Raw genomic sequence first — 21,735 nt, 5'->3', positions numbered from 1 at the left:
AAACGCATCAACATTTCATTAGGAGACACCATGACCCAAGTCACCCGCCGCAGCCTGTTGCGTACCTTGTCCGCCGTTCCCGTCGCCGGGGTTGCGGGCGCCTTGCCGGTCATGGCGCAAACGGCCGAGTTCACGCTGAAGTACGGCAACAACCTGCCCGTCACCCACCCGCTGAACATCCGCGCGCAAGAAGCGATGGACCGCATCCTGAAGGAAACCAAGGGTCGTGTAGACATCAAGATCTTCCCGAACAACCAGCTCGGCGGTGACACCGACATGCTGTCGCAGGTGCGCTCGGGCGGCATCGACTTCTTCACCCCATCCGCCCTGGTGATCGCCACGCTGGTGCCGGTGGCCGCGATCAACGCCGTGGGTTTTGCGTTCTCCGACTACAACCAGGTGTGGGGCGCGATGGACGGTGGTCTGGGCGCCCACGTGCGTGCGGCGATTGCCAAGATGCGCCTGCACACGTTTGAAAAGATGTGGGACAACGGCTTCCGCCAAACCACCAGCAGCAAGGCGCCGGTGAGCACCGCCAAAGACCTGGACGGCCTGAAGATCCGTGTGCCGGTGAGCCCGCTGTCCATCAGCATGTTCAAGGGCCTGGGCGCCGCGCCCACCAGCCTGCAGTTCAGCGAGGTCTACTCTTCGCTGCAGACCAAGATTGTCGATGCGCAAGAAAACCCGCTGCCCATCATCCAGGTGGCCAAGCTGTATGAGGTGCAGAAGTACTGCTCGCTCACCAATCACATCTGGGACGGCTACTGGTTCATCGCCAACGGCCGCACCTGGGAACGCCTGCCGGCCGACCTCAAGACCATTGTCTCGGCCGCCATCAACGACGCCGGCCTGGCCCAGCGCGAAGACATCAAGAAGCTCAACGAATCGGTGGTCGGCGACCTGCAGGCCAAGGGCCTGAGCATCAACCGCCCCACGGCCGACAGCTTCCGCGCCAAGCTGCGCGAAGCCGGTTTCTACGGCGAGTGGAAGGGCCGTTTCGGCGACGAAGCCTGGGCCCTGCTCGAAAAAGCCGTGGGCAAGCTGGCTTAACTGCTGCTGCTTCGCTGGCTTGCGGCAGTGGGCGCTTGGTCAAGCGCCCCGCCGCCGCCTTGTCTGTTTGATGACCTCGATCACACCCGTGAAAGTACCCCCGCGCCATGTCCCTGCCCTCTGATCCCGCGCTAGAAAAAAACGCCCCGCCAGCCAATCCGTTCAGCCCGCTTGCACGCCGGCTGGACCAGGGTTTTGGTGTGGTGATGGAGTCGGCGGCGGCGGCCATTGTGCTGGTCGAGATCGTGGTGCTGTTCGCCGGTGTGGTGGCGCGTTATGTGTTCCACGCGCCGCTGGTGTGGTCGGATGAACTGGCCTCCATCCTGTTCCTGTGGCTGTCCATGCTGGGCGCCGTGGTGGCCTTGCGCCGGGGTGAACACATGCGCATGGCCGCACTGGTGAACAGTGCCAAGCCCGGCACGCGCGCCATGCTGGATGCGGTGGCCATCACCGCCGCCCTGGCCTTTCTGGCGCTGGTGTTGTGGCCGGCCTACGAATACGCCGAAGAAGAACACTTCATCATCACGCCCGCACTGGAGATCAGCAACGCCTGGCGCGCCTCGGCCATTCCTGCGGGCATGTTGCTGATGATGCTGGCGGCGCTGCTGCGGCTGTTCAAACTCAGCACGCTGCGGCAGATTGCCGTGGCCGTGGGCGTCACCGCCGCGCTGGTGGCGGCGTTCTGGCTGGCGCAGCCGGTGTTTGCCAGCCTGGGCAAACTCAACCTGATTGTGTTTTTTGTGTGTGTGGTGGCGGGCTGTGTGTTCGCCGGTGTGCCGATTGCGTTCTCGTTTGCACTGGCCACGTTTGGTTATCTGGCGCTGACCACACAAACCCCCATGCTGGTGATGGTGGGCCGCCTGGACGAAGGCATGTCGCACCTCATCCTGTTGGCGGTGCCGCTGTTCATCTTCCTGGGTGCGTTGATCGAGATGACCGGCATGGCGCGTGCCATGATTGGCTTCCTGGCCAGCCTGCTGGGCCATGTGCGCGGCGGCCTGTCGTATGTGTTGATCGGCGCCATGTATCTGATCTCCGGCATCTCCGGCTCGAAGATCGCCGACATGGCGGCGATTGCGCCGGTGTTGTTCCCCGAGATGAAAAAACGCGGCGCCAAGCCCGGCGACCTGGTGGCGCTGCTTTCGGCCACCGGCGCGCAGACCGAAACCATTCCGCCGTCCATCGTGCTCATCACCATTGGTTCGGTCACCGGGGTGTCGATTGCGGCGCTGTTCACCGGCGGCATGTTGCCCGCCGTGGTGCTGGGCCTGTGCCTTTGTTCGGTGGTGTGGTGGCGTTACCGCAATGAAGATCTGAGCGGCATCCAACGTGTGCCCAAACGCGAAATCGCCCGGCTGTTCTGGGTGGCGCTGCCAGCGGTGGCCTTGCCGTTTGTGATCCGCGCGGCGGTGGTTGAAGGGGTGGCCACGGCCACCGAGGTGTCGACCATAGGTGTGGTGTATTCGGTGCTGGCCGGGCTGATCTTCTACCGCCAGTTCGACTGGCGCCGCCTGCGCCCCATGCTGATCGAAACCGCTTCCCTGTCGGGCGCCATCATGCTCATCGTGGGCTGTGCCACGGCCATGGCCTGGGGCCTCACGCAGTCGGGTTTTTCCACCGATCTGGCCAAGATCATGGCGTCGCTTCCGGGCGGCAGCTACGGCTTCCTGGCGGTGTCCATCGTCGCTTTCATCGTGCTGGGTTGTGTGCTCGAAGGCATTCCCGCCATCGTGTTGTTTGGCCCGCTGCTGTTCCCCATTGCCAAGGCCGTGGGTGTGCATGAAGTGCACTACGCCATGGTGGTGATTTTTGCGATGGGCATAGGCCTGTTCGCGCCGCCGATTGGTGTGGGTTACTACGGCGCCTGCGCGGTCAGCAAGGTCGAGCCCACCGAAGGCATGAAATACATCTGGGGCTATATGGCGGCGCTGCTCGTGGGCCTGCTGCTGGTGGCCGCTGTGCCGTGGTTCTCCACCGGTTTCCTCAAAACGTAATCACCCACCCTCACACCAAAGCCAACATACAAGGGAGAACCACATGAGCCGCCATTTCGGACAAATTCGCCAACTCGGCTACGTCGTGCACGACATCGAAGCCGCCATGGACTACTGGAGCAAGACCCTGGGCGTGGGCCCGTGGTACTACAACCCCAAGGTGCCCATCGTCAACTACCAGTACGACGGCAAGAGTTACGAGCCACACAACTCGGTGGCGCTCGCCAACTCGGGTTTTGTGCAGGTCGAGCTGATACAGACACGCAACGACGTGCCCTCTATGTACCGCGACTTCCTGCAGGCCGGCCGCACCGGTTTGCAACACGTGGCCTACTGGACCGAAGACTACGACGCCGACGTGAAGCGCCTGCTGGCCGAAGGTTTCAAGCCCAAGATGAGTGGCGAGGTGGGCGAGCGTGGCCGCTTCATTTATTTCGACACCGAATACCACCCCGGCACGGTGATCGAGCTGTCGGAAGTCGCCGGTCCCAAGGGCCGTATGTTCGACCTGATCCGCAGTTCATCTGAGGGCTGGGATGGCAAAGACCCGGTGCGCCCCTTCCCTGATCTCAGCAAGATTTGAATATGACGCTCACCCCCAGTCTTTGCGCACTACGTGTCGCTTCGCCAACCCCCTTGCAGGGGGCAATACCAGCGGCCCGGCAAAGCCGGTTCCGCGGTATTTCGCGCCTCGATGGGGCTTGTCGCAACGCTGCGTTTTGACTGTGGCAATGCAAGGAAAGAATATGAGTTCAGATCGCATTTTCGCGCGCTACCTCGTCGAGACCCCGCTAGACCCGGCCAAGGTGGCCGAGGTCATGGCCGGTGAGCAGTCCTGCGGCACCTTTACCCGTGTGGCCGGCGAAACCGACGACCTGCGCGCCCGTGCGCGCGCCACGGTGGAGCGCATCGAAACCGTCGCCACCGCCAGTACGCCCAGCCTGCCCAACGCCTGGCTGGCGCGTCACGCGCCTTCTGGCCCGTGGCGCCAGGTGTTGGTCGACGTTGCTTACCCTGTGGCCAACATAGGCGCCAACCTGTCAACGCTGGCCGCCACCGTGGCGGGCAATTTGTACGACCTGGGCGAAGTCACCGGCATGCGTTTGGAAACCCTGAGCTTGCCGGCCGACTACCGCGCGCAGTTTGAGTTGCCGCAGGTCGGTATTGCGGGCACACGCCGCATCACCGGTGTGGACCAAGGCGCCTTGGTGGGCACCATCATCAAACCCAACGTGGGTTTCTCGGCCGCGCAAACCGCTGAGCTGGTGGCCACCTTGTGCGCCGCCGGTGTGGACTTCATCAAGGACGACGAAGTCTGTGCCAACCCGGTTCACGCACCGCTGGCCGAGCGCGTGCCGGCGGTGATGGCCGTGGTGCGCGCACACCAAGAGCGCACCGGCAAACACGTGATGGTGGCCTTCAACATCACTGACGAAACCGACGCCATGAAGCGCCATGCCGATCTGGTTCAACGCGAAGGTGGCTCGTGTGTCATGGCCAGCATCAACTGGTGTGGCTACTCCGGCATGCAGACGCTGCGCCGCCACACACCGCTGGCGCTACACGCGCACCGCAATGGTTTTGGCGCCCTGTCGCGCCACCCCATGTTGGGCATGGGCTTCCAGGCTTATCAAACGCTGTGGCGCCTAGCCGGTGTGGACCACATGCACGTGCATGGCCTACAGGGCAAGTTTGCGCAGGCCGATGCCGAAGTCATCAGCTCCGCACACGACTGCTACACACCCTTGACCCAGGCCGTGGACGACCGCGTGATGCCGGCCTTCTCGTCCGGCCAATGGGCCGGCACCGTGCCCGCCACCTGGGACGCGATTGGCAGCGACGACTTGTTGTTCATGTCGGGCGGCGGCATTCTGGCCCACCCCGATGGCCCGGCCGCGGGCGTGACCAGCATCCGCCAGGCCTGGCAGGCCGTGCGTGCCGGGCAAACGCTGGCGGACTACGCCAGGCAAGCCCCGGAGCTGGCCAGTGCGCTGAAGTTCTTCGGCAAGTAATCCACCCGCATGCAAGCCCCGCGCATCGTTTATTACGCCGACGACTTCACCGGCGCCACCGACACCCTGGCCAACGCCGCACGTGCCGGCCTGCGCGCCCTGCTGTTCCTGGCCTTGCCCACAGCGGCGCAGCGCGAGCGTGCGGGCGCGCTGGATTGCCTGGGCATAGCAGGTGCCGCACGTGCCATGGCGCCCGAGGAAATGGCGACCGAACTGGCCCCCGTGGGCGCCTTTTTTGCCGCTTCGGGCGCGCGGGTGTTGCACTACAAATGCTGCTCCACCTTCGACAGTGCGCCGCATGTGGGCAGCATAGGCCAGGCGGTGCGCAGCCTGCGCCCGTATGCGCCCAACCAGTTTGTGCCCATCGTCGGCGGCCAGCCCAACCTGGGGCGCTACTGTGTGTTTGGCAACTTGTTTGCGGCGGCGGGCAGCGGTGGCACGGTTTACCGCATCGACCGCCATCCCACCATGCGCCAGCACCCGGTGACACCCATGCACGAGGCCGACCTGCGCCAGCATCTGGCGCTGCAGGGGCTGGAGGCGGTGGCCGGGCTAGCCTACCCGGTGTACCACGCCGCCGAGGCCACACAACACGACAAACTCGAGGCCTTGCAGCAGACCCGGCCGGATGCCGTGTTGCTCGACGTGGCAGAGCCTGCACACCTGGCCGCGGTCGGTGGCCTGATCTGGCGCGAAGCCCAGCAACAGCCGCTGCTGGCCGTGGGCCCGAGCAGCGTGGTGCAGGCCTTGACGGCGCATTGGGCCGCGCAGCAGCAGCAGCAGCACACGCCGCCCGCGCCCAGCAACATTGGCGCGGCCGTGGGTCCGGTGCTGGTGCTGGTGGGCAGCCTTTCGCCCATCACCGCACAGCAGGTGCATCACGCCAAGGCGTTTGAACGGGTCAGCCTGGACGCCGTGCAGCTAGCCGCGCCCGACGGTGTTTACCGCCGACGCATGGCGGCTGAGGTGTCGGCCATGTTGCGCAAGGGCCAGAACGTATTGGCCTGCACCTCGAGTGCCGAAGGCCGCGCGACGGAAGGTGTGCCCGCAGGCTCACGCAGCCTGGCCCAGGCCTGTGGCGACTGGTTGGCCCAGGTGCTGCAGGCCAGCCCGTTGCGTCGTGTGGGCATTGCCGGGGGCGACACCTCCAGCCTGGCTGTGCAGTCGTTGGACGCCTGGGGCCTTTCACACATAGGCCAGGTCTCTGCCGATCAGGCCTTGTGCCGTGTGCACAGCGACAACCCCACGCTCGACGGCATGGAGCTGATGCTCAAAGGTGGGCAGATGGGGCCGCCCGATGTGTTTGAGCGCTTGATCCGGGGGGCGTGAAAGGGCTTGCGCTAGCGGCCGCTGGCGCGGCTGCCGTGCGTGGCTCGGGCATGACCTTGTTCGCCATTAGTTGCCGTACTTCTTGTGCCGAGTACCCAATCGAGCCTAGCACCTGCGCAGCGTCGGCATTGAAGCTGCGTGGTGATGCGCCGGGTGTGCCGGGTGTGCTGTGCAGCCGCACGGTCAAGCCCATGCCGCTGTAGCCGTCGCGCCGCACCAGCATTTCCCGGTGTACCGCATGTGGCTGGGCAAAAGCCTCGGCCACCGAGTGGACCGGGCCGGCGGGCACACCGGCCTGCATCAGCGCCGCGCAGAGTGGTGTACGTGGCCAGTGGCGCAGCGTGTTTTCGATTTCATGCCGCAACGCGTCGCGGTGCTGCAGGCGGCTGGCGTTGTCGCGGAACCGTGTGTCGCTGGCCAGGCCGGGACGGTCGACCACGCCGCAGAATTTCTCGAACTGGCTGCGGTTCATGATGCCCAGGAAGATGTCGCCGTCCTGGCACTTGAACCTGTCGTAGGGGGCGATGTTAGGGTGGGCGCTGCCCAGCAGGCCGGGCACCTTGCCCGATTGCAGGTAGTTCGCCGCGTGTGGCACCAGCAGGCTCAGTGCCGCATCGAACAAGGTGGCCTCCACGTGTTGCCCCTTGCCCGTGGTGTGGCGGCTGTGTAGTGCCAGCAGGATGGCCGACAAGGCCGTGTAGCCGGTAAGGTGGTCAACGATGGGCACACCCATGCGTGTGGGCCCGCTCGCCGCTTCGCCATTGATGCTCATCAGGCCACACATGGCTTGCAGCACCGCGTCGTAACCGGGCAGCCCGGCCAGCGGGCCATCGGCACCAAAGCCGCTGATGCTGCAATGGATCAGCCGGGGGAAACGCGGCTTGATCCAGCCTTCAAAAGAGATGCCCCATTTCTCCAGGGTGCCGGGCAGGAAGTTCTCCACCAGCACATCGGCATCGGTCAGCAAACGCGCCAATACCTCGCGTCCCTCGGGCCGGGCCAGGTCCAGGCTGATGCACTGCTTGCCACGGTTGAGTGCCGTGAAGTAGGCGGCATTGCCCTGGGCGTCAAAGGGCGGGCCCAGGGTGCGGGTGTCGTCGCCCGCAGGCGGCTCCACCTTGATCACGGTGGCGCCGTGGTCGGCCAGGATCTGTGTGCACAGCGGCCCGGCCAGAACACGCGACAAATCCACCACTCGAATGCCAGCAAGGGCTCCAGGCATATTGATTTCCTGTTGTCTCTTTATCTTTTTGATGCAGGCCCGCCGCCATCGGCAAGGGCCTGTTTTATAGCTTCAACCGCGGCTCGGTAATTCCACCACGCCAGAGCCAATCACCGACAGCTCTTCATCCTGGTTGCGCGCTTCTTGGGCAATTTCCACCAGGTGTTTGCCGTCTTCTATGTATTTGCGTTTGACGTGGCCCTTGATGAACAGCATATCGCCTTCAGGATTGTGGCGGCGGATCTTGCAGCTGGCCTTGCGCAGGAAACCGTCGTCGCCCATCCAGTTGGTCAGGTGGTGGGTCAGCCAGGAGGTGCGTTCCGGGCCGTAGTCATAGGCGCCGGGTGCGCCGACTTCCAGCGCGAAGTCCTCTTCCCAATGCACACGCTCGGGCACATCCGGAATGCCAAAGCGGTTGGTGATGCCCACGCCGGGATGCGCGTCTATCAGCTTCCAGGCCAGCTTGTTGGCTCGGATGTACAAGCCACCCCAGCCTTGTGCGTAGGCAATGAAGCCGGTCACCGTCATCGGGCCCTTGAACATCACCGGCAGCGCTTCACCCTCCACCACATCTTCCCAGTAACGTGGTGTGGCGCCGCGCACCTGCTCACCACGGTACAGCTTGTAGGCTTCGCCGATTTCCTCGGGGGTGTAGCGCCGCGGCGTGCGGGCACGCACTTCCTTGTACTTGGTGCCTTGTTCGCGGGCGTGGTCGCGTTCGGTGCGGAAGCACCAGCTGTCGGCCTCGGACACCTTGTCGCCGTGTTGGTTGTAGAAATCAACGTGGTAGATCTGCTGCACCGCACGCCCGGCAAAACGCGTTTGGTGTTCGACCAGTTCCTTGAGATAAGCCTCGGTGTGGATCTCGTCGTTGCGGTGTATGTTTTTATGCCATGTCCAGTCGGCGCCCGACCACATCGCATGTACACCCGGCAGGCCACCCACGTAACCCGACACGATGCGGCTGGTCGAAAACAGGAAGCTAGGCAGCGCAATGATGCCGCCATGGCGCGTCTTGGCCGCATAGGCCGGGTCGCACCACAGCGGGTTGTCGTCGCCTATGCCGTGTGCGTAGTGGCGGATGTTGTCGCGTGTGGCTTCGTGGCACCAGGGTTCGAGCGTATTTTCAATCTTCTGGCCAATGCGCTGGCGCAATTCATCGAGTCCGTTTTCGGTGATTTTCGGGAAGCTGCGTTCTGTTTGTGCTGACATGCTTGTCTCCTGTGGTTGATTCGGGTGAAGGGTGAGGTGGGGTCTTAGGCGGTCGCGGCCTTGAGCTCGCGCTCCCTGAGCACTTTGCGATGCACTTTTCCGGCGGGTGTCTTGGGCAGTTCGCTGACAAAGGCCACGTGCCGGGGGTACTCGTGCTGGCTCAAGCGGCTGCGCACAAGCTCCTGGATTTCCTTGGTGAAGGCGTCGCTGGCCACGCGCTGGGTCACCACAAAGGCTTTCACGACCTGGCCACGTAGTTCGTCTGCCACGCCAATGGCGGCGGCCTCGTGTACGTCCGGGTGCTTCAGCACGGCGTCTTCTATCTCTACGGCGCTCATGGTCCAGCCGGCCGAGATGATCACGTCGTCGGCGCGGCCGGCGTGGTAGAAATAACCGTCTTCATCGACCTTGCCCAGGTCCTTGGTGGAAACCCAGCCGCCGCCGCGCCAGATCTTCAGCTCACCCACCGTGCCGGCCGGGCAGGACTGGCCCGCCGCATCCTGCACGTCGACACGGCCACCGGGTATGGGTTTTCCCAGAGACCCGCGTTTGACCTCAAAGTCGTCGGCGCCGGGGTAGTTCACCAGGATCACGCCAATCTCGGTCGTGCCATACATGCTGCACACCGGCCGGCCGAATGTTGCCTTGACGAAGTCCTCGGTTTCGCTGTCCATGGGCTCGCCCGTGAACGACACCTTTTCAAGGTAGTACTTGTATTTGTCGGCGGCACCCGAGTTGCGCATCATCCGGTAATGCGTGGCGGCGGCCGAGATGTTGTTGAAGCGGCCGTGCTGCAAGGCCTTCAACAGCCGCGCGGCGTCAAACTTGCCAGCGTATGCGCCTATGGTCACACCCAGCGCCAGTGGCGCCAGGGTGCCGTGCCACAGACCATGCCCCCAGGCCGGAGAAGAAGGGCAGAAGAAACGATCGCCAGGGCGGATGCCGGTGCCATACAGCGCCGCCAGCATCAGCGTGACCAAGGCGCGCTGCTTGTGTTTCACGGCGGCGGGCAATTCCCTGGTGGTGCCCGAGGTGTACTGGAAGATCGCCTCGTCTTCCGCGCCGGTCTGGATTTCGAAGCTCTCGGGATATGCCGCGAGCTGGGTGTTGAATGTCTCGTCGGCGATGAACAGTTCAACACCTTCCATGCCTTCCGAAACCGCGGCTTTTTCTGTGTTGGTGACCAGGATCTTGGGGCGGCAGTCGCCGACCCGCAGCCGTATCCCATCGGGGCCGAACAAGGTGAACAGTGGCACGGCAATCGCGCCCATCTTGATGGCACCAAAGATTGCGACATAAAAGGCCAGAGAAGGCTCCAGCATGACGGCGACACGGTCTCCGCGCCCAACACCACGGGCGACGAGCAGATGCGCAAAGCGGCTCGACAGTTGAGACAGGCTCTTGAAGCTGATCACCTGTTCGGTGCCATTGGCGTTGGCCACCACGATGGCGACCTTCTCGCTGTTCGCGTGCCGGTCCACACATTCATGCGCGATGTTGAAGGTCTCGCGATTGCCGTCGAAAAGTTCCCAGAGTTTTGCCGGTGAGCAGTGTTTCTGGGCGTCTGCAAACGTCGTGTAGTCGGTGAGGTGTTTCATGGTTCTCATGTCGTCTTGCGGTGAACGAACTATGCTGCTTTCAACAATAAATTGTCAAATACGACAATCAATTGTCTATGTACAAAAACTATGAAAAACCTGAAGCGGCCGATTTTCTAGAATCGGCCACCCATTCTTCTAGATGCGAGGCGGCCATGTGCGAGACCCAGGAAATGCAAACCCGACTGCTGTCGCAGGGCTGGAAGCAAGTCAAATCGGCGGGTGTCTTCATGGACCTGGTGGGTCCTCTTTGGGCACGGCGAGAGCGTGAAGGTGTTGCTGCGGCCTGGCGCTACGGCCTGCTGCTGACGCCACGCCATCTCAATCCCGCAGGTGTGGTGCACGGCGGGCTGCTCGAAACCTTGATGGACCATGCGCTCAGCGCCATCGCCTGGGAGGCTGCCGGGCGTGTGCCCTGCGTCAGCGTGCAACTCGACTCGCATTTCCTCTCGGCCGCGCGCGCCGGCGAGTTCATAGAAGCCTCTGGACTGGTGGTGCACCGCAGCCAGAGCATGGTTTTTCTGCGCGGCGGCTTGTGTGTCGCAGAGCGTCAAGTGATGGCGGCGCAGGCGCTGATGAAAATTCAGCAAGCCTGAAAGGCTCGGCGCATTTGTGTAAATGCCGGCGCCAGATTTCGCCCAGTGATTGATTGTCTATGTACAAAATATTGTTGTATTTGACAATCGTAAGTGCGAATTTCATACTTCATTTCAGAGCCACAGGATGCGCTGAGTTCCGTGAATTGCAGGAACCGGGCCGCGAACAACGGCAGATGTTGTTGCGGCCTGGAGTGAGGCACGCCAGCCGCCGGGCGCAGAAAATAACAAAGGAGACAAGCATGAAGCTATGGAAACTGCTCTTCGCGAGCTGTGCAATGGTGAGCGCTTCGCAGGCCGGTTTGGCGCAAGCCTATCCGGCCAAGCCGATCAGGATCATCGTCGCCTACCAGGCCGGGCAAGGCACGGACACGGCGACGCGTTACCTGGCCAACCAGCTGTCCAAGGAGCTGGGCCAGGCCATCATCATCGACAACCGGCCCGGTGCCGGCGGCAATCTGGGAACCGACCTGGCGGCCGAGGCCGCACCCGATGGCTACACCCTCACCATGGGCACAAATGCCACACATGTGCTCAACCAATACCTCTATGCGAGCCCGCGCTTCAAGCCTGAAGTGGCCTTCGAGCCGATTGCCCTGGTGGGGACCTTCCCCATGGTGCTGGGGGTCAACGCAAAGTCCCCGTTCCGCTCGATTGACGACGTGGTGGGCGCGCTCAAGAGCAACCCCAGGGCCGCAGACATCGCCACGCCCAGCACCACCGCCCGCCTGGTGGTCGAGTTGCTGAAGGAGCGTGCCGGCCTGAAGCTGTTCGAGGTGCCGTACAAGGGCTCGGGCGGCGCCATGACCGATGTGCTGGGTGGGCAACTGCCGCTTCTGGTCGACACACCAACGGCGGTGCGCTCGCAGATCTCGGCTGGCCAGCTGCGCGCGATCGCCGTGACCTCGGCCGTGCCCAGTGGCCTGGTGCCGGGCATCAAGCCGGTGGCAGAGCAAGGTTTCCCCAACTTCGAGGTGGTGGCCTGGAACGGGCTTTATGCACCCAAGGGCACACCCGTGGCCATACTCGATCTGCTGAACACCAGCCTCAACAAGATTCTCGCGCGCGCCGAGACCAAGCAGCAGTTGCTCGACTACGGCTTCGACCCCGCGGGTGGCTCGCGCCAGCAGCTGGCGGATTTTGCGCAGGCCGAACGGCGCAAGTGGGAGCCCATCATCAAGGCTGCCGGCATTCGGGCGGAGTAGCCGCGGTGCACACCCTGACACCACAAAGCGCTGCAGCGGTAAGCCCCTGGGCCAGCCTGCTGGAGCGCCCAGCATCTGGGTTAAGCTTGCGTGCACGTAATGAACGCACCATGAACTCAAGCCCGACCCCGCCCGCCAAGCCCGAAAAGAAAACCCCTGTTGCCAAGAAAACGGTGCGTGTGCGGCCCGTGCCAGGCGTGACCCGCGCGGTGGCCATTCTGCGCTTGCTCGGGCGTTCGCCGCAGTCCATGGGGGTCAAGGCGATTGCCGATGAACTCGAGCTTGTGCCCAGCACCTGCCTGCATATTCTGCGGGCCCTGGTGGCCGAAGAGCTGGTGCGTGTGGACACCGAGACCAAACGTTATAGCCTGGGCACCGGCATGTTGAGCCTGGCGCGCAGCGTGATTGAAACCAGCGGCTTCGCCAACCTGGCCCAACCCGTTCTGGACGGCCTGGCCAATGACTGGAACGTGACCATGATTGGTGTCGAGACCCCCGACATCGACCATATCGTGGTGCTGGCCTTGTCGCGCTCGCGGGCGCCGTTTCGCCTGCATGTCGACGTCGGTAGCCGCTTTCCGGCCATGGTCAGTGCCACCGGGCGGCTGGTGGCGGCGTTCAGCGAAGCGCCATGGGCGCAGATTGAAAAGCGCTTCAAGGCCATGCGCTGGGACAAGCCGGTTGAGCTGGCCACCTGGAAACGCGAGGTGGAGCTGGCGCGCAAAAAAGGCTTCAGCATAGACCGCGGCAACTACATGAATGGCGTGACCGTGATTGCGGTGCCGCTGCTGGACGCGGCCAACCGCATCAGCCACACCCTGGTGGCGACCGGGCTGTCGGACAACTTTGTGGGCGCGGCCGCCACGGACCTGGCCATGGCCATGAAAAAGCAGGCAGAAGGTCTTTCGGCCTTGCTGCCATCGACCCGATGAGTGCCGACACCCCTGGCGCCTCCCTGCCCGGCGACACCGGGGCGGATGCGGAGCTGGTGCTGCGGCTGATTCCCATGCCGTCTGACACCCATCTGGGCGACCAGGTGAGCGGCGGCTGGATGCTCGCCAAACTGGATGCCGCCGGCAGTGTGCTGCCTACGCGCGCAGCACGCGGGCGGGTCGTTCTGGTGGCCATAGAGAAGCTGGCGTTCAACCTTCCCGTCAAGTCCGGCGACCTGGTGTCGTTTTATGCTTCGGTGCTGCGCATCGGCACCACTTCCATTACTGTGCTCGTCAAAGCCAAGACCGAGCGTCGCGGCAATCTTGGTGAGGCCAGCCAGGTCACGGAGGCAGTCATGACCTATGTGGCCATCGATGATGCTGGCCAGCCTTTGTCAATGCAAATGACTTAATAAGTCTTGTAGGGCAAGAACTTGCCCGACAGCACCACCTTCACGCGGTCGCCCTTGGGGTCGGGCTGGCGCTCGATGTCCATGCTGAAGTCAATGGCGCTCATGATGCCGTCGCCAAACTCTTCGTGGATCAGCTCCTTGATGGTGCTGCCGTACACGCTGACGATCTCGTACCAGCGATAGATCAGCGGGTCGGTGGGCACTGGGGTGGGCAGCGAACCTTTGTAGGGCACGACTTGCAGCCACTTGGTTTCTTCGCTGGTGAGGTCAAAGATTTCGGCAATGGTTTTAGCCTGCTCGGCGGTGCAGGTCATCTGGCCCAGGCAGGCCGCCGTGGTCCACTCTTTCGACTGGCCCACCTTCTGCGCCACGTCGGCCCATTGAATGCCCTTGGACACTTTGGCGGTGATGATTTTTTCGGTGATCTCGTTGCGGTTCATGGTTTGCTCCTCGGGTGAAAACAGCTGGTTAGTGGGCAGTGGCAGGCAAGGCTTTGCCCACCAGAAAATCGACGATGTGGTTACGCAGCGGGTAGTAGCCGTTCAGGTGGTGCAGCTCCGCGCGTTTGCGGCTTTTGGGTAGCGGGTTGACCACCACTTCGGCCACGCTGCCAGGGTGGTAGCCGTTGGCCGTTTCGCTGCCGTTCTGCATCAGCAGAATGCGGTCCGCCAGCAGAATGGCTTCGTCCACGTCGTGGGTGATCATGAACACCGTTTGCTGCGTCTCGCGCACGATGGCCATCAGCTCATCTTGGATGCTGCCGCGCGTCAGTGCGTCGAGTGCGCCAAACGGTTCGTCCAGCAGCAGCATCTTGGGCTGAATGGCAAACGCACGTGCAATGCCCACGCGTTGCTTCATGCCGCCGGAGAGCTGCGACGGCTTCTTGTCGATGGCAGCGGTCAGGCCCACCATGGCGACAAATTTTTCCACCTGCGCATCGATCTGCGCGCGGCTCCAATCGGGCCAGCGCGAGGCCACGGCAAAGGCAATGTTTTTGCGCACCGTGAGCCAAGGCATCAGCGCATGGCTTTGGAACACCACACCGCGCTCCAGGCTCGGCCCGCTGATCTCGCGGCCGTCCATGATGACCACGCCGCTGCTGGCCGTGTCCAGCCCGGCCAACACATTCAGGATGGTGGTTTTGCCGCAGCCCGAATGGCCGATGATGCAAACGAACTCGCCACGCTCCATGGCAAACGACACATCGGCAAACACCGGCTTGCTGGGCACAAAGGCTTTGGCCAGACCTTCAACAGATAAGAAACTTTGCATGGTGTGGATGGCCTCAATCTATGTACGTCACACGCTTTTGCACTTGCGCAAAAGCCAGGTCGAGCAACATGCCGACGATGCCGATCACGCCAATCGCAAAGATCACGTTGGTCAGCGACAGGTTGTTCCACTCGTTCCATACAAAGTAGCCAATGCCGGTGCCGCCCACTAGCATCTCGGCGGCCACGATCACCAGCCACGCAATGCCCATGCTGATGCGCATGCCGGTCAAGATGGTGGGCGCGGCCGCCGGCAAGATCACCAGGAAGGCTTTGCGCAACGGGCTTACTTCCAAGGTGGCAGCCACGTTGAGCCATTCACGCTTCACGCTGGCCACACCAAAGGCGGTGTTGATCAACATGGGCCACACCGAGCAGATGAAGATCACAAAGATGCCGCTGATCGAAGAGTCCTTGATGGTGTAGAGCGCGAGCGGCATCCACGCCAGCGGGCTGATGGGTTTGAGCACCTGGATGAAAGGGTCGAGCGCACGGTGCAGCAGCGGCGACATGCCAATCACAAACCCCAGCGGAATCGCCACCACGGCGGCCAGTAAAAAGCCCAGTGCCACGCGGCCCAGCGAATACGCGAGCTGGATCAAGATGCCCTTGTCGTTGGGCCCGTTGTCGTACACCGGGTTGCTGAGTTGATGCCAGATGGTGTTACCCATGGCGGCCAGCGTCGGGAAGCCGGTGGTCTTGGTGCTGCCGGGGTCCTTGCCCATCATCTTCTGGTATTCGATCTGCTCGGCTGTCATGCCCGCCGTAGAGGCTGGCCCGGTGCCCGGCGCGGGCAAGGTGGCCGCGTACCACACGCCCAGAAACGCCAGGAAGATGATCAACGACAGCAAGGCTGCCTTTAACTTCAAAGCCAACATCACGCAGCGATCTTGTTGATGGCGAAGCTCTTCACGTAGTCTTCTGGCTTGGCCGGGTCGAACACCTTGCCCATCACGGTGAACTTCTTGTAGGCGCCTTCGGGCGGCGTCCACCCAGCGAGCGCCATTTGCTTTTTGGCCTCGGTCAGCAGGAATACTTTCTCGGCGATTTGTTTGTAGTTGACGTCGCCCTTGATGTAGCCCCAGCGCTTCATCTGCGTGAGCATCCACACGGCCATGCTTTGCCATGGCACGGGGTCGAAGTTGGCGCGGTCGGGCACGTTGCGGATGTTGCCCAGGCCGTCGGCAAACTTGCCGGTGAGCACTTGTGTGAGCACGGCCTCGGGCTGGTTCAGGTACTGCGTGGGGGCGATCACGCGGGCGATGAGTTCGCGGTCTTTCGCTTGGCTGGCCATGAACGACGCCGTGAGGATGGCGCGGTACAAGGCCGCAAAGGTGTTGGGATTTTGCTTGATGAACTCGTCGCTCACACCAAAGGCGCAGCAGGGGTGACCGTCCCAGATTTCTTTGGAGAGGATATGGATGAAACCCACCTCGTCGTACACCGCGCGTTGGTTGAATGGGTCTGGTCCCAGGAAACCATCGATGTTGCCGGCGCGCAGATTTGCCACCATTTCGGGCGGTGGCGTCACGCGGATCTGCACATCGGTATCCGGATTGATGCCGTTCTCGGCCAGGTAGTAGCGCAGCAGGAAGTTGTGCATGCTGTACTCAAACGGCACGGCCAGCTTGAAGCCTTTCCACTGCTTGGGGTCGCGTTTGTCTTTGTGCTTCACGTGCAGTGTGATGGCCTGGCCGTTGGTGTTTTGAATAGTGGCCACGTTCATGTTCACCTGGTTCGAGCCCAGGCCCATGGTCATGGCCAGCGGCATGGGCGACAGGAAGTGGCTGGCGTCGTGCTCCTTGTTGATCATCTTGTCGCGTATCAAGGCCCAGCCAGCGGTCTTGTTCAGCTGCACGTTCAGGCCTTCTTTTTTGTAGAAGCCCAGCGGCTCGGCCATGATCAGCGGGCTGGCGCAGGTGATGGCGATGAAGCCCAGCTTCAAATCCTTTTTCTCCAGCGGGCCGCGCTCTTGCGCCATGGCCTGCAAGGCACCCACCGGCAGCAGCGAGGCGATGGCCGCGCGTGCGGTGTTGGCGCCCACGGCTTTCAAGAAACCGCGGCGTACGCTGTCCACCGGGAATAGCGCTTTCATCAGCGTGGCCTCGACGAAGTTGCGCGACAGGTCGTCTTCGTTGTGTATCGTGGCCTGCCCGTGTTCACTCGGCGCATGGTCTTGGCCGCAGCCGCAACGCAGCATCAGCGGGCGGTCGGCGTCATACGGATCGTGCGGGGCGGCGGTGGCTGGTGTGGCGAGCGTGACAGGCTTGGACATGGTGCACCTTTGTGGAAGGAAGATGCAGGGCCCTTGCAAGCCGCAGGCCCGTTCTGCTGTTTTGGCAGAACGCGCGGCAAGTCGCAGAAACTTTGTGCCGCCCTTGTAGGGCTAGCACTACAAAAGAATGCTCGCTAAGCGTTTTTCACCTGGCGCTGCGCGTACAAGGCCAACTCCACGTCGTTCTTGGTGCCGGTTTTTTCCAGGATGCGGGCGCGGTAGGTGCTCACCGTGTTGGGAGCGAGCTTGAGCTGCGCACCAATTTCACCCACGCTGTGCCCCAAGATCAACAACCTGAACACCTGGTGCTCGCGGTGCGACAGCGACTCGGTGCCAGTCTTGCTCGACACCGCCTGGGCCAGTGCCTCGGCGGTGTTGGCCGTCACATAGATGCCCCCGGCGGCGGCTTTGCGCACGGCGGCGAGCATGTCGTCGGGGTCGGCGCTTTTGCTGAGGTAACCGGCGGCGCCTTGTTTGATGCAGTGCACCGCGTACTGGCGCTCGGGGTAGGTGGAGAGCATCAGCACCGGCAGCGTGGGGTGCTGCTGCTTGAGCTGCTGCAGCACATCCAGCCCGTCGCAGCCGGGCAGTGCAATGTCGAGCAGCACCAGGTCGAGCCCTTGGCTGCCGCCCAAGCTGTTGACCTGTGCCAGCACGTCGGGTCCGGTGGCGGCCTCGGCCAATACTGCGACCTCGGGCGCTTCGGCCAGCACTTGTTTCAGGCCCTCGCGCACGATGCGGTGGTCGTCGCCAATCAGCAGGCGAATGGTGTCATTTCTATTCATCAGATAACAAGTTTGATAGCTGCATGCGCAGGTGGAATGTGCTGCCCAGGCCGATTTGGCTTGTGATCTCCAGGCTACCGCCAAAGTGCCGCGCGCGTTCGCGCATGCCTTGCACGCCGTAAGCGGTGGGGGCTTCAAAGGCCTGCGGCGCGGCGCCTACGCCGTTGTCTTGCACGCGCACTTCCAGCTGCTGCGGCGTGGCCTGGATGTAGATGGCAATGCGGCTGGCCTGGGCGTGCCGGCCCACGTTGGAGAGCATCTCCTGGAAGATGCGAAACACCGCCATGGCGGCGGCATCGGGCAGCGCCAGGTCGTCGTCTACCAGCATCTGCCAATCGAGCGCCAACTCTGCGGCGCGCACAAACTCCTGCGCCTGCCATTCCAGTGCCGCCCACAGGCCTTGGTGGTCGAGGATGCTGGGGCGCAGGTCGGTGATGATGCGGCCCACGTTGTCTACGGCGGTTTCGATCAGGCCGCTCATGTTCTGGCACTTGCTGCGCATGCGGTTGCGCATGTCCTGGGCGGCCACCGCGTCGCGGCTTTGCTGCTCGCTCAGGCGCTTGTCCATCCAGTTCACGTCCATCTTCAACGCCACCAGCAGGCTGCCGAGTTCGTCGTGCACCTCACGGGCAATGCGTGTGCGTTCGTCTTCGCGCACACGGTCGAGGTAGGCCGAGAGTTCACGCATCTGGGCCAGCGTGGCCGACAAGGTGGCCGTGCGCTCGGCCACGCGTTCTTCCAGCTCGGCCTTGGCGCGCTGCAAGGCATCGGCCGTGCGTTTGCGCTCGGTGATGTCGACAAAGGTGATCACCGCGCCGCGCACCTCGGCGCCGTCCAGGATCGGGTAGCTCGAATACTCCACCGCAAACGCCTGGTGGTCGCGGCGCCAGAACACTTCGCTGTCGATGCGGCAGCCCAGGCCCTGGCGAAAGGCGTTGAAGATCGGGCAGTCGGTGTCGGCGTAGTGCGAGCCGTCGGCATGTGAATGGTGGGTGAGCCAGTGCATGTTGTGGCCCAACACCTCGGCCGGCTCGTAGCCCAGCATCGCCGCACCGGCGCGGTTGATGAACATGCAGTGGCCGTCCAGGTCGACACCAAAAATGCCCTCGCCGGTGGACTCCAGCAGCAGGCCCAGTTGGTGCTGCCACAGCGGATCTTGGCTCGCCAACAAGGGTTACAACCCCAGGCTGCTTAGCGAGGCGTGGTCGTCGGGTCGACGTCCCAGCGGCCAGTGGAACTTGCGGTCGGCCTCGGTTATCGCCAGGTCGTTGATGCTGGCGTAGCGCCAGGCCATCAGGCCGTGTTCGTTGAAGCCCCAGTTCTCGTTGCCGTAGCTGCGAAACCACTGGCCTGTGGCGTCGTGCCACTCGTACGCAAAGCGCACGGCGATGCGGTTGCCGGTAAAAGCCCAGAGCTCTTTGATCAGCCGGTAGTCCAGCTCCTTGGCCCATTTGCGTGTGAGGAACTGGTGCACCTCGGTGCGGCCCACGGGAAAGTCGGCGCGGTTGCGCCAGTTGGTGTCTTCGGTGTAGACCTGCACCACGCGGTCGGGGTCGCGGGTGTTCCAGGCGTCTTCGGCCATGCGGGTTTTCAGCGTCGCGGTCTCGAAGGTGAAAGGCGGCAGTGGCGGTTTGGTTTCCATGGGTTTGTCTCCGGTCAAAAATGCGCAATCAGCGAACTCTCGGGGGGTGATGGAGCAACGCAAGTTCTACGCCTGAACGCCCGCGCTGGAAACAACTGCGCGCGCAAACTTTACAAAGCAATAAACCCCCGTTATGGCGGCGAAACATCGGCCAACCACACTAGCCTCAACCTGAACCCGATGTGGCGTGCAGGCTTCTTCTTCGAAAGGAAGGACTTCTATGCGTTCAAACACCACCACCCTCAAAAGTCTTGTTCTCGCCGGTTTGCTGGCCACGCTAGGCGCCGGCGCCATGGCGCAGACCCCGGCACCTGCCGACGCGGCGTCACCACCACCCGCTGCCGCCCACAAGGGCCCGCGTGAAGGCATGCACCACCGTGATCCGGCCAAGATGCAGGCGGCCATCGCCAAGCGTATGGCCGAGTTGAAGACCAAGCTGAAGATCACGTCCGAACAGGAACCGGCCTGGGCCGCGTTCACCGGCAGCATGAAACCACCAGCCCCCATGGCCCCCGGTGAGCGCGCTGACTTCGCCAAGCTGACCACACCCGAGCGCCTGGACCGCCTGCACGCCCTGCGTGTGGCACGCAATGCCGAGATGGACAAGCGTGAAGACGCCACCAAGACCTTTTATGGTGCGCTGAACACCGAGCAGAAGACCACCTTTGATGCCGAGTCGCTGCGCATGCTGCAGCGCATGGGCCACGGTGGCCCTGGCGGCCCTGGTGGTGAGCACCACCGCCCAATGCGTGACAAGAGCTGAGTATTGGAAACAGAAACTCCAGGCTCGCCGGGCACCGGCGTTCTGTCTCCAGCCAAGGCCCTTAGGGGCCTTGGCTTTTGCCAGTTGGCGTCAGCTGGCCGCCACGGACTGGTTGCGTCCGGCGCGCTTGGCCTGGTAGAGCCGGCGGTCTACCAGGTCTATAAACAGGCGCAGGTCTTCGCCGGCCGTGGGGATGACGGTGCCTATTCCCATGCTGACCGTGATCAACTGGCCAAGCGGAGAGCTGCCGTGCGGAATCTGCGCCTTGAAGACGGCCCGGCGGCAACGCTCGGCGACCGCTGCGGCGGCCTTCTCGTCGCTCGCGGGTAATACCAGGACAAATTCCTCACCACCATAACGGGCAAAGAAATCGCGCGGCCGGTTCGCCGCCGAGGCCAGCGCCTGCGCGATGCGCTGCAGGCAGTTGTCGCCTTCGACATGGCCATGCTGGTCGTTGTAGAGCTTGAAGAAGTCCACATCCACCATGATCAGGGACAGGGGCTGGGTGTTGTGCCTGGCCTCTCCCCACTCTTTTTTGAGTACCGCATCAAACCTGCGCCGATTGGCCACGCCGGTCAGGCTGTCGAGGTAGGAGAGTTCCTCCAGCTCCCTTTGCAGGCTCAGCAGTTTTTCTTCGGTTTGCTTGCGCTCGGTGATGTCGAACATGAAGCCTATCAGCGACTCCACTTGGCCCTGTGCATCCCGGACCACGTGCACAACATCGCGTATCCACACATACTCGCCGCTGGCCGTGAGTGCGCGGTAGTCAGCCTCGTGGTCCACACCGGCCTGCGATTGCGAGACGCAGAAATTGACCACACGCTCGCGGTCGTCCGGGTGCATACGCATGGCCCAATCATTCACCGTCAGCCAGCTGGACGGCGCCCAACCCAGCAGGGGCTCGATCTGCGGGCCTATGTAGCTGAAGGAAGCGGTCGCCCAGTCTATCTTCCAGGGGATGGCACGCGTGGATTCAAGCAGTGTGCGGTAGACCGCGCTGTCGGGTGCGTTGGGTTCGTTGGCTTGCATGGTGTTGGAATAGTTGTCGCGATGCAGGCTACTTCTGGTTCAACAGCTGCTGCAGCTCACCGCTGTTCAGCAACCGCTCCAGATCGTTGGCGCCACCGACCAAGCTGCCGCGCACAAACACCATGGGGAAGGTGCGCCAGCCGCTCCACAACTTCAAGGTATTGCGCGGACGCCAGTTGCTGAAGTAGTTGCCGTAGCCCAGGTAGTGGTAGGGAATGCCGGCCGCATCCAGCAGGCGGCGCGCCTTGCGCGGGAACGGATTCAGCCCCATGCCCACCACCACCAGCGGATGAGCGGCAATGGCGGCCTGGACTTCGGCCACTTGGGGCGACACTTTGGCCACTTCGGCGCGCACAGCAGGGTGGATATGGGCTTCGTCAAGAATCGGGCGGGGCATGGCGCTCCTC

The 21,735-nt window shown here is 62.9% G+C and carries 22 protein-coding genes; 10 read left to right on the top strand and 12 right to left on the bottom strand.

Annotation, left to right across the window (positions count from 1 at the left end):
- Positions 1–30 precede the first annotated feature (30 nt).
- The 5 genes from ACFQ95_RS15355 (at position 31) to ACFQ95_RS15335 (ending at position 6,385) form a co-directional block, all read left to right on the top strand.
- Positions 31–1,050: a TRAP transporter substrate-binding protein gene (locus ACFQ95_RS15355; protein WP_422832346.1), complete on the top strand. Its 1,020-nt coding sequence runs from the start codon at positions 31–33 to the stop codon at positions 1,048–1,050.
- A gap of 107 nt (positions 1,051–1,157) precedes the next feature.
- Positions 1,158–3,044, top strand: coding sequence for a TRAP transporter large permease subunit (locus tag ACFQ95_RS15350; RefSeq protein ID WP_422832345.1), 1,887 nt, complete (start codon positions 1,158–1,160; stop codon positions 3,042–3,044).
- A gap of 43 nt (positions 3,045–3,087) precedes the next feature.
- Positions 3,088–3,627, top strand: a complete 540-nt coding sequence (locus ACFQ95_RS15345) for a VOC family protein (protein ID WP_422832343.1) — start codon at positions 3,088–3,090, stop codon at positions 3,625–3,627.
- A gap of 163 nt (positions 3,628–3,790) precedes the next feature.
- Entirely contained in the window at positions 3,791–5,056 is a 1,266-nt protein-coding gene (locus ACFQ95_RS15340) for a ribulose-bisphosphate carboxylase large subunit family protein (protein WP_422832342.1), read from the top strand.
- A gap of 9 nt (positions 5,057–5,065) precedes the next feature.
- Positions 5,066–6,385, top strand: coding sequence for a four-carbon acid sugar kinase family protein (locus tag ACFQ95_RS15335; RefSeq protein ID WP_422832340.1), 1,320 nt, complete (start codon positions 5,066–5,068; stop codon positions 6,383–6,385).
- Here the strand turns inward: ACFQ95_RS15335 and ACFQ95_RS15330 are convergent.
- The 3 genes from ACFQ95_RS15330 to ACFQ95_RS15320 form a co-directional block, all read right to left on the bottom strand.
- Positions 6,327–7,607: a CaiB/BaiF CoA transferase family protein gene (locus tag ACFQ95_RS15330; RefSeq protein ID WP_422832338.1), complete on the bottom strand. Its 1,281-nt coding sequence runs from the start codon at positions 7,605–7,607 to the stop codon at positions 6,327–6,329. The two genes, ACFQ95_RS15335 and ACFQ95_RS15330, sit on opposite strands and share 59 nt — an antisense overlap.
- A gap of 72 nt (positions 7,608–7,679) precedes the next feature.
- Positions 7,680–8,819 carry an FAS1-like dehydratase domain-containing protein gene (locus ACFQ95_RS15325; protein WP_422832336.1) on the bottom strand — a complete coding sequence of 380 codons (1,140 nt, stop codon included), beginning with the start codon at positions 8,817–8,819 and terminating at the stop codon, positions 7,680–7,682.
- Between the two features lie 44 nt (positions 8,820–8,863).
- Positions 8,864–10,417 carry an acyl-CoA synthetase gene (locus ACFQ95_RS15320; RefSeq protein WP_422832334.1) on the bottom strand — a complete coding sequence of 518 codons (1,554 nt, stop codon included), beginning with the start codon at positions 10,415–10,417 and terminating at the stop codon, positions 8,864–8,866.
- A 173-nt stretch (positions 10,418–10,590) separates the two neighbouring features.
- Between ACFQ95_RS15320 and ACFQ95_RS15315 the strand changes: the two genes are divergently transcribed.
- The 4 genes from ACFQ95_RS15315 (at position 10,591) to ACFQ95_RS15300 (ending at position 13,563) form a co-directional block, all read left to right on the top strand.
- Positions 10,591–11,013: a PaaI family thioesterase gene (locus tag ACFQ95_RS15315; RefSeq protein ID WP_422832333.1), complete on the top strand. Its 423-nt coding sequence runs from the start codon at positions 10,591–10,593 to the stop codon at positions 11,011–11,013.
- 242 nt (positions 11,014–11,255) lie between these two features.
- On the top strand, positions 11,256–12,218 hold the full coding sequence (locus ACFQ95_RS15310) for a Bug family tripartite tricarboxylate transporter substrate binding protein (protein ID WP_422832331.1): 963 nt from the start codon (positions 11,256–11,258) through the stop codon (positions 12,216–12,218).
- A 110-nt stretch (positions 12,219–12,328) separates the two neighbouring features.
- Positions 12,329–13,150: an IclR family transcriptional regulator gene (locus ACFQ95_RS15305; protein ID WP_422832329.1), complete on the top strand. Its 822-nt coding sequence runs from the start codon at positions 12,329–12,331 to the stop codon at positions 13,148–13,150.
- On the top strand, positions 13,147–13,563 hold the full coding sequence (locus tag ACFQ95_RS15300) for an acyl-CoA thioesterase (RefSeq protein ID WP_422832327.1): 417 nt from the start codon (positions 13,147–13,149) through the stop codon (positions 13,561–13,563). Before ACFQ95_RS15305 ends, ACFQ95_RS15300 begins: the two co-directional genes overlap by 4 nt.
- Here ACFQ95_RS15300 and cynS read toward each other — a convergent pair.
- The 7 genes from cynS to ACFQ95_RS15265 form a co-directional block, all read right to left on the bottom strand.
- Complete coding sequence (gene cynS, locus ACFQ95_RS15295) at positions 13,560–14,003, bottom strand: cyanase (protein WP_422832325.1); 444 nt, start codon at positions 14,001–14,003, stop codon at positions 13,560–13,562. The two genes, ACFQ95_RS15300 and cynS, sit on opposite strands and share 4 nt — an antisense overlap.
- Positions 14,004–14,031: 28 nt before the next feature.
- Positions 14,032–14,835, bottom strand: coding sequence for an ABC transporter ATP-binding protein (locus ACFQ95_RS15290; RefSeq protein WP_422832324.1), 804 nt, complete (start codon positions 14,833–14,835; stop codon positions 14,032–14,034).
- 13 nt (positions 14,836–14,848) lie between these two features.
- The gene (gene ntrB, locus ACFQ95_RS15285; RefSeq protein ID WP_422832322.1) at positions 14,849–15,712 is read right to left on the bottom strand and encodes a nitrate ABC transporter permease; all 864 of its coding nucleotides are present in this window, start codon (positions 15,710–15,712) and stop codon (positions 14,849–14,851) included.
- The gene (locus tag ACFQ95_RS15280) at positions 15,712–17,109 is read right to left on the bottom strand and encodes a CmpA/NrtA family ABC transporter substrate-binding protein (protein WP_422832321.1); all 1,398 of its coding nucleotides are present in this window, start codon (positions 17,107–17,109) and stop codon (positions 15,712–15,714) included. Before ACFQ95_RS15280 ends, ntrB begins: the two co-directional genes overlap by 1 nt.
- Positions 17,110–17,243: 134 nt before the next feature.
- Entirely contained in the window at positions 17,244–17,894 is a 651-nt protein-coding gene (locus ACFQ95_RS15275; RefSeq protein WP_422832319.1) for a response regulator, read from the bottom strand.
- Positions 17,887–19,065: a PAS domain S-box protein gene (locus ACFQ95_RS15270; RefSeq protein ID WP_422832317.1), complete on the bottom strand. Its 1,179-nt coding sequence runs from the start codon at positions 19,063–19,065 to the stop codon at positions 17,887–17,889. The genes ACFQ95_RS15275 and ACFQ95_RS15270 overlap by 8 nt, the downstream gene beginning before the upstream one ends.
- A 3-nt stretch (positions 19,066–19,068) precedes the next feature.
- Positions 19,069–19,536, bottom strand: coding sequence for a DUF1348 family protein (locus ACFQ95_RS15265; RefSeq protein ID WP_422832315.1), 468 nt, complete (start codon positions 19,534–19,536; stop codon positions 19,069–19,071).
- A gap of 220 nt (positions 19,537–19,756) precedes the next feature.
- Between ACFQ95_RS15265 and ACFQ95_RS15260 the strand changes: the two genes are divergently transcribed.
- Positions 19,757–20,299: a Spy/CpxP family protein refolding chaperone gene (locus ACFQ95_RS15260; protein WP_422832314.1), complete on the top strand. Its 543-nt coding sequence runs from the start codon at positions 19,757–19,759 to the stop codon at positions 20,297–20,299.
- A 90-nt stretch (positions 20,300–20,389) separates the two neighbouring features.
- On the opposite strand, the gene ACFQ95_RS15255 is transcribed toward ACFQ95_RS15260, so the two are convergent.
- Together ACFQ95_RS15255 and ACFQ95_RS15250 are read right to left on the bottom strand one after the other, a co-directional pair.
- Positions 20,390–21,328 carry a GGDEF domain-containing protein gene (locus tag ACFQ95_RS15255; RefSeq protein ID WP_422832312.1) on the bottom strand — a complete coding sequence of 313 codons (939 nt, stop codon included), beginning with the start codon at positions 21,326–21,328 and terminating at the stop codon, positions 20,390–20,392.
- Positions 21,329–21,356: 28 nt separating this feature from the next.
- A complete protein-coding gene (locus ACFQ95_RS15250) occupies positions 21,357–21,725 on the bottom strand; it encodes a glutaredoxin domain-containing protein (RefSeq protein ID WP_422832310.1) in 369 nt (122 codons plus the stop codon).
- Between the last annotated feature and the right edge of the window lie 10 nt (positions 21,726–21,735).

The organism is Variovorax sp. HJSM1_2, assembly GCF_049316285.1.
GTDB lineage: Bacteria > Pseudomonadota > Gammaproteobacteria > Burkholderiales > Burkholderiaceae_C > Rhodoferax_B.
This window is presented reverse-complemented; position numbering and strand designations above follow the sequence as displayed.

Bases quoted from the DNA above. Each gene is read 5' to 3' on its own strand.
- ACFQ95_RS15265 (WP_422832315.1), bottom strand. From the start codon at position 19,536: ATGGAAACCAAACCGCCACTGCCGCCTTTCACCTTCGAGACCGCGACG.
- ACFQ95_RS15335 (WP_422832340.1), top strand. From the start codon at position 5,066: ATGCAAGCCCCGCGCATCGTTTATTACGCCGACGACTTCACCGGCGCC.
- ACFQ95_RS15275 (WP_422832319.1), bottom strand. From the start codon at position 17,894: ATGAATAGAAATGACACCATTCGCCTGCTGATTGGCGACGACCACCGC.
- ACFQ95_RS15320 (WP_422832334.1), bottom strand. From the start codon at position 10,417: ATGAAACACCTCACCGACTACACGACGTTTGCAGACGCCCAGAAACAC.
- ACFQ95_RS15260 (WP_422832314.1), top strand. From the start codon at position 19,757: ATGCGTTCAAACACCACCACCCTCAAAAGTCTTGTTCTCGCCGGTTTG.
- ACFQ95_RS15280 (WP_422832321.1), bottom strand. From the start codon at position 17,109: ATGTCCAAGCCTGTCACGCTCGCCACACCAGCCACCGCCGCCCCGCAC.
- ACFQ95_RS15350 (WP_422832345.1), top strand. From the start codon at position 1,158: ATGTCCCTGCCCTCTGATCCCGCGCTAGAAAAAAACGCCCCGCCAGCC.
- ACFQ95_RS15315 (WP_422832333.1), top strand. From the start codon at position 10,591: ATGCAAACCCGACTGCTGTCGCAGGGCTGGAAGCAAGTCAAATCGGCG.
- ACFQ95_RS15250 (WP_422832310.1), bottom strand. From the start codon at position 21,725: ATGCCCCGCCCGATTCTTGACGAAGCCCATATCCACCCTGCTGTGCGC.
- ACFQ95_RS15255 (WP_422832312.1), bottom strand. From the start codon at position 21,328: ATGCAAGCCAACGAACCCAACGCACCCGACAGCGCGGTCTACCGCACA.
- ACFQ95_RS15305 (WP_422832329.1), top strand. From the start codon at position 12,329: ATGAACTCAAGCCCGACCCCGCCCGCCAAGCCCGAAAAGAAAACCCCT.
- ntrB (WP_422832322.1), bottom strand. From the start codon at position 15,712: ATGTTGGCTTTGAAGTTAAAGGCAGCCTTGCTGTCGTTGATCATCTTC.
- ACFQ95_RS15340 (WP_422832342.1), top strand. From the start codon at position 3,791: ATGAGTTCAGATCGCATTTTCGCGCGCTACCTCGTCGAGACCCCGCTA.
- ACFQ95_RS15300 (WP_422832327.1), top strand. From the start codon at position 13,147: ATGAGTGCCGACACCCCTGGCGCCTCCCTGCCCGGCGACACCGGGGCG.
- ACFQ95_RS15345 (WP_422832343.1), top strand. From the start codon at position 3,088: ATGAGCCGCCATTTCGGACAAATTCGCCAACTCGGCTACGTCGTGCAC.
- ACFQ95_RS15330 (WP_422832338.1), bottom strand. From the start codon at position 7,607: ATGCCTGGAGCCCTTGCTGGCATTCGAGTGGTGGATTTGTCGCGTGTT.
- ACFQ95_RS15325 (WP_422832336.1), bottom strand. From the start codon at position 8,819: ATGTCAGCACAAACAGAACGCAGCTTCCCGAAAATCACCGAAAACGGA.
- cynS (WP_422832325.1), bottom strand. From the start codon at position 14,003: ATGAACCGCAACGAGATCACCGAAAAAATCATCACCGCCAAAGTGTCC.
- ACFQ95_RS15290 (WP_422832324.1), bottom strand. From the start codon at position 14,835: ATGCAAAGTTTCTTATCTGTTGAAGGTCTGGCCAAAGCCTTTGTGCCC.
- ACFQ95_RS15310 (WP_422832331.1), top strand. From the start codon at position 11,256: ATGAAGCTATGGAAACTGCTCTTCGCGAGCTGTGCAATGGTGAGCGCT.
- ACFQ95_RS15355 (WP_422832346.1), top strand. From the start codon at position 31: ATGACCCAAGTCACCCGCCGCAGCCTGTTGCGTACCTTGTCCGCCGTT.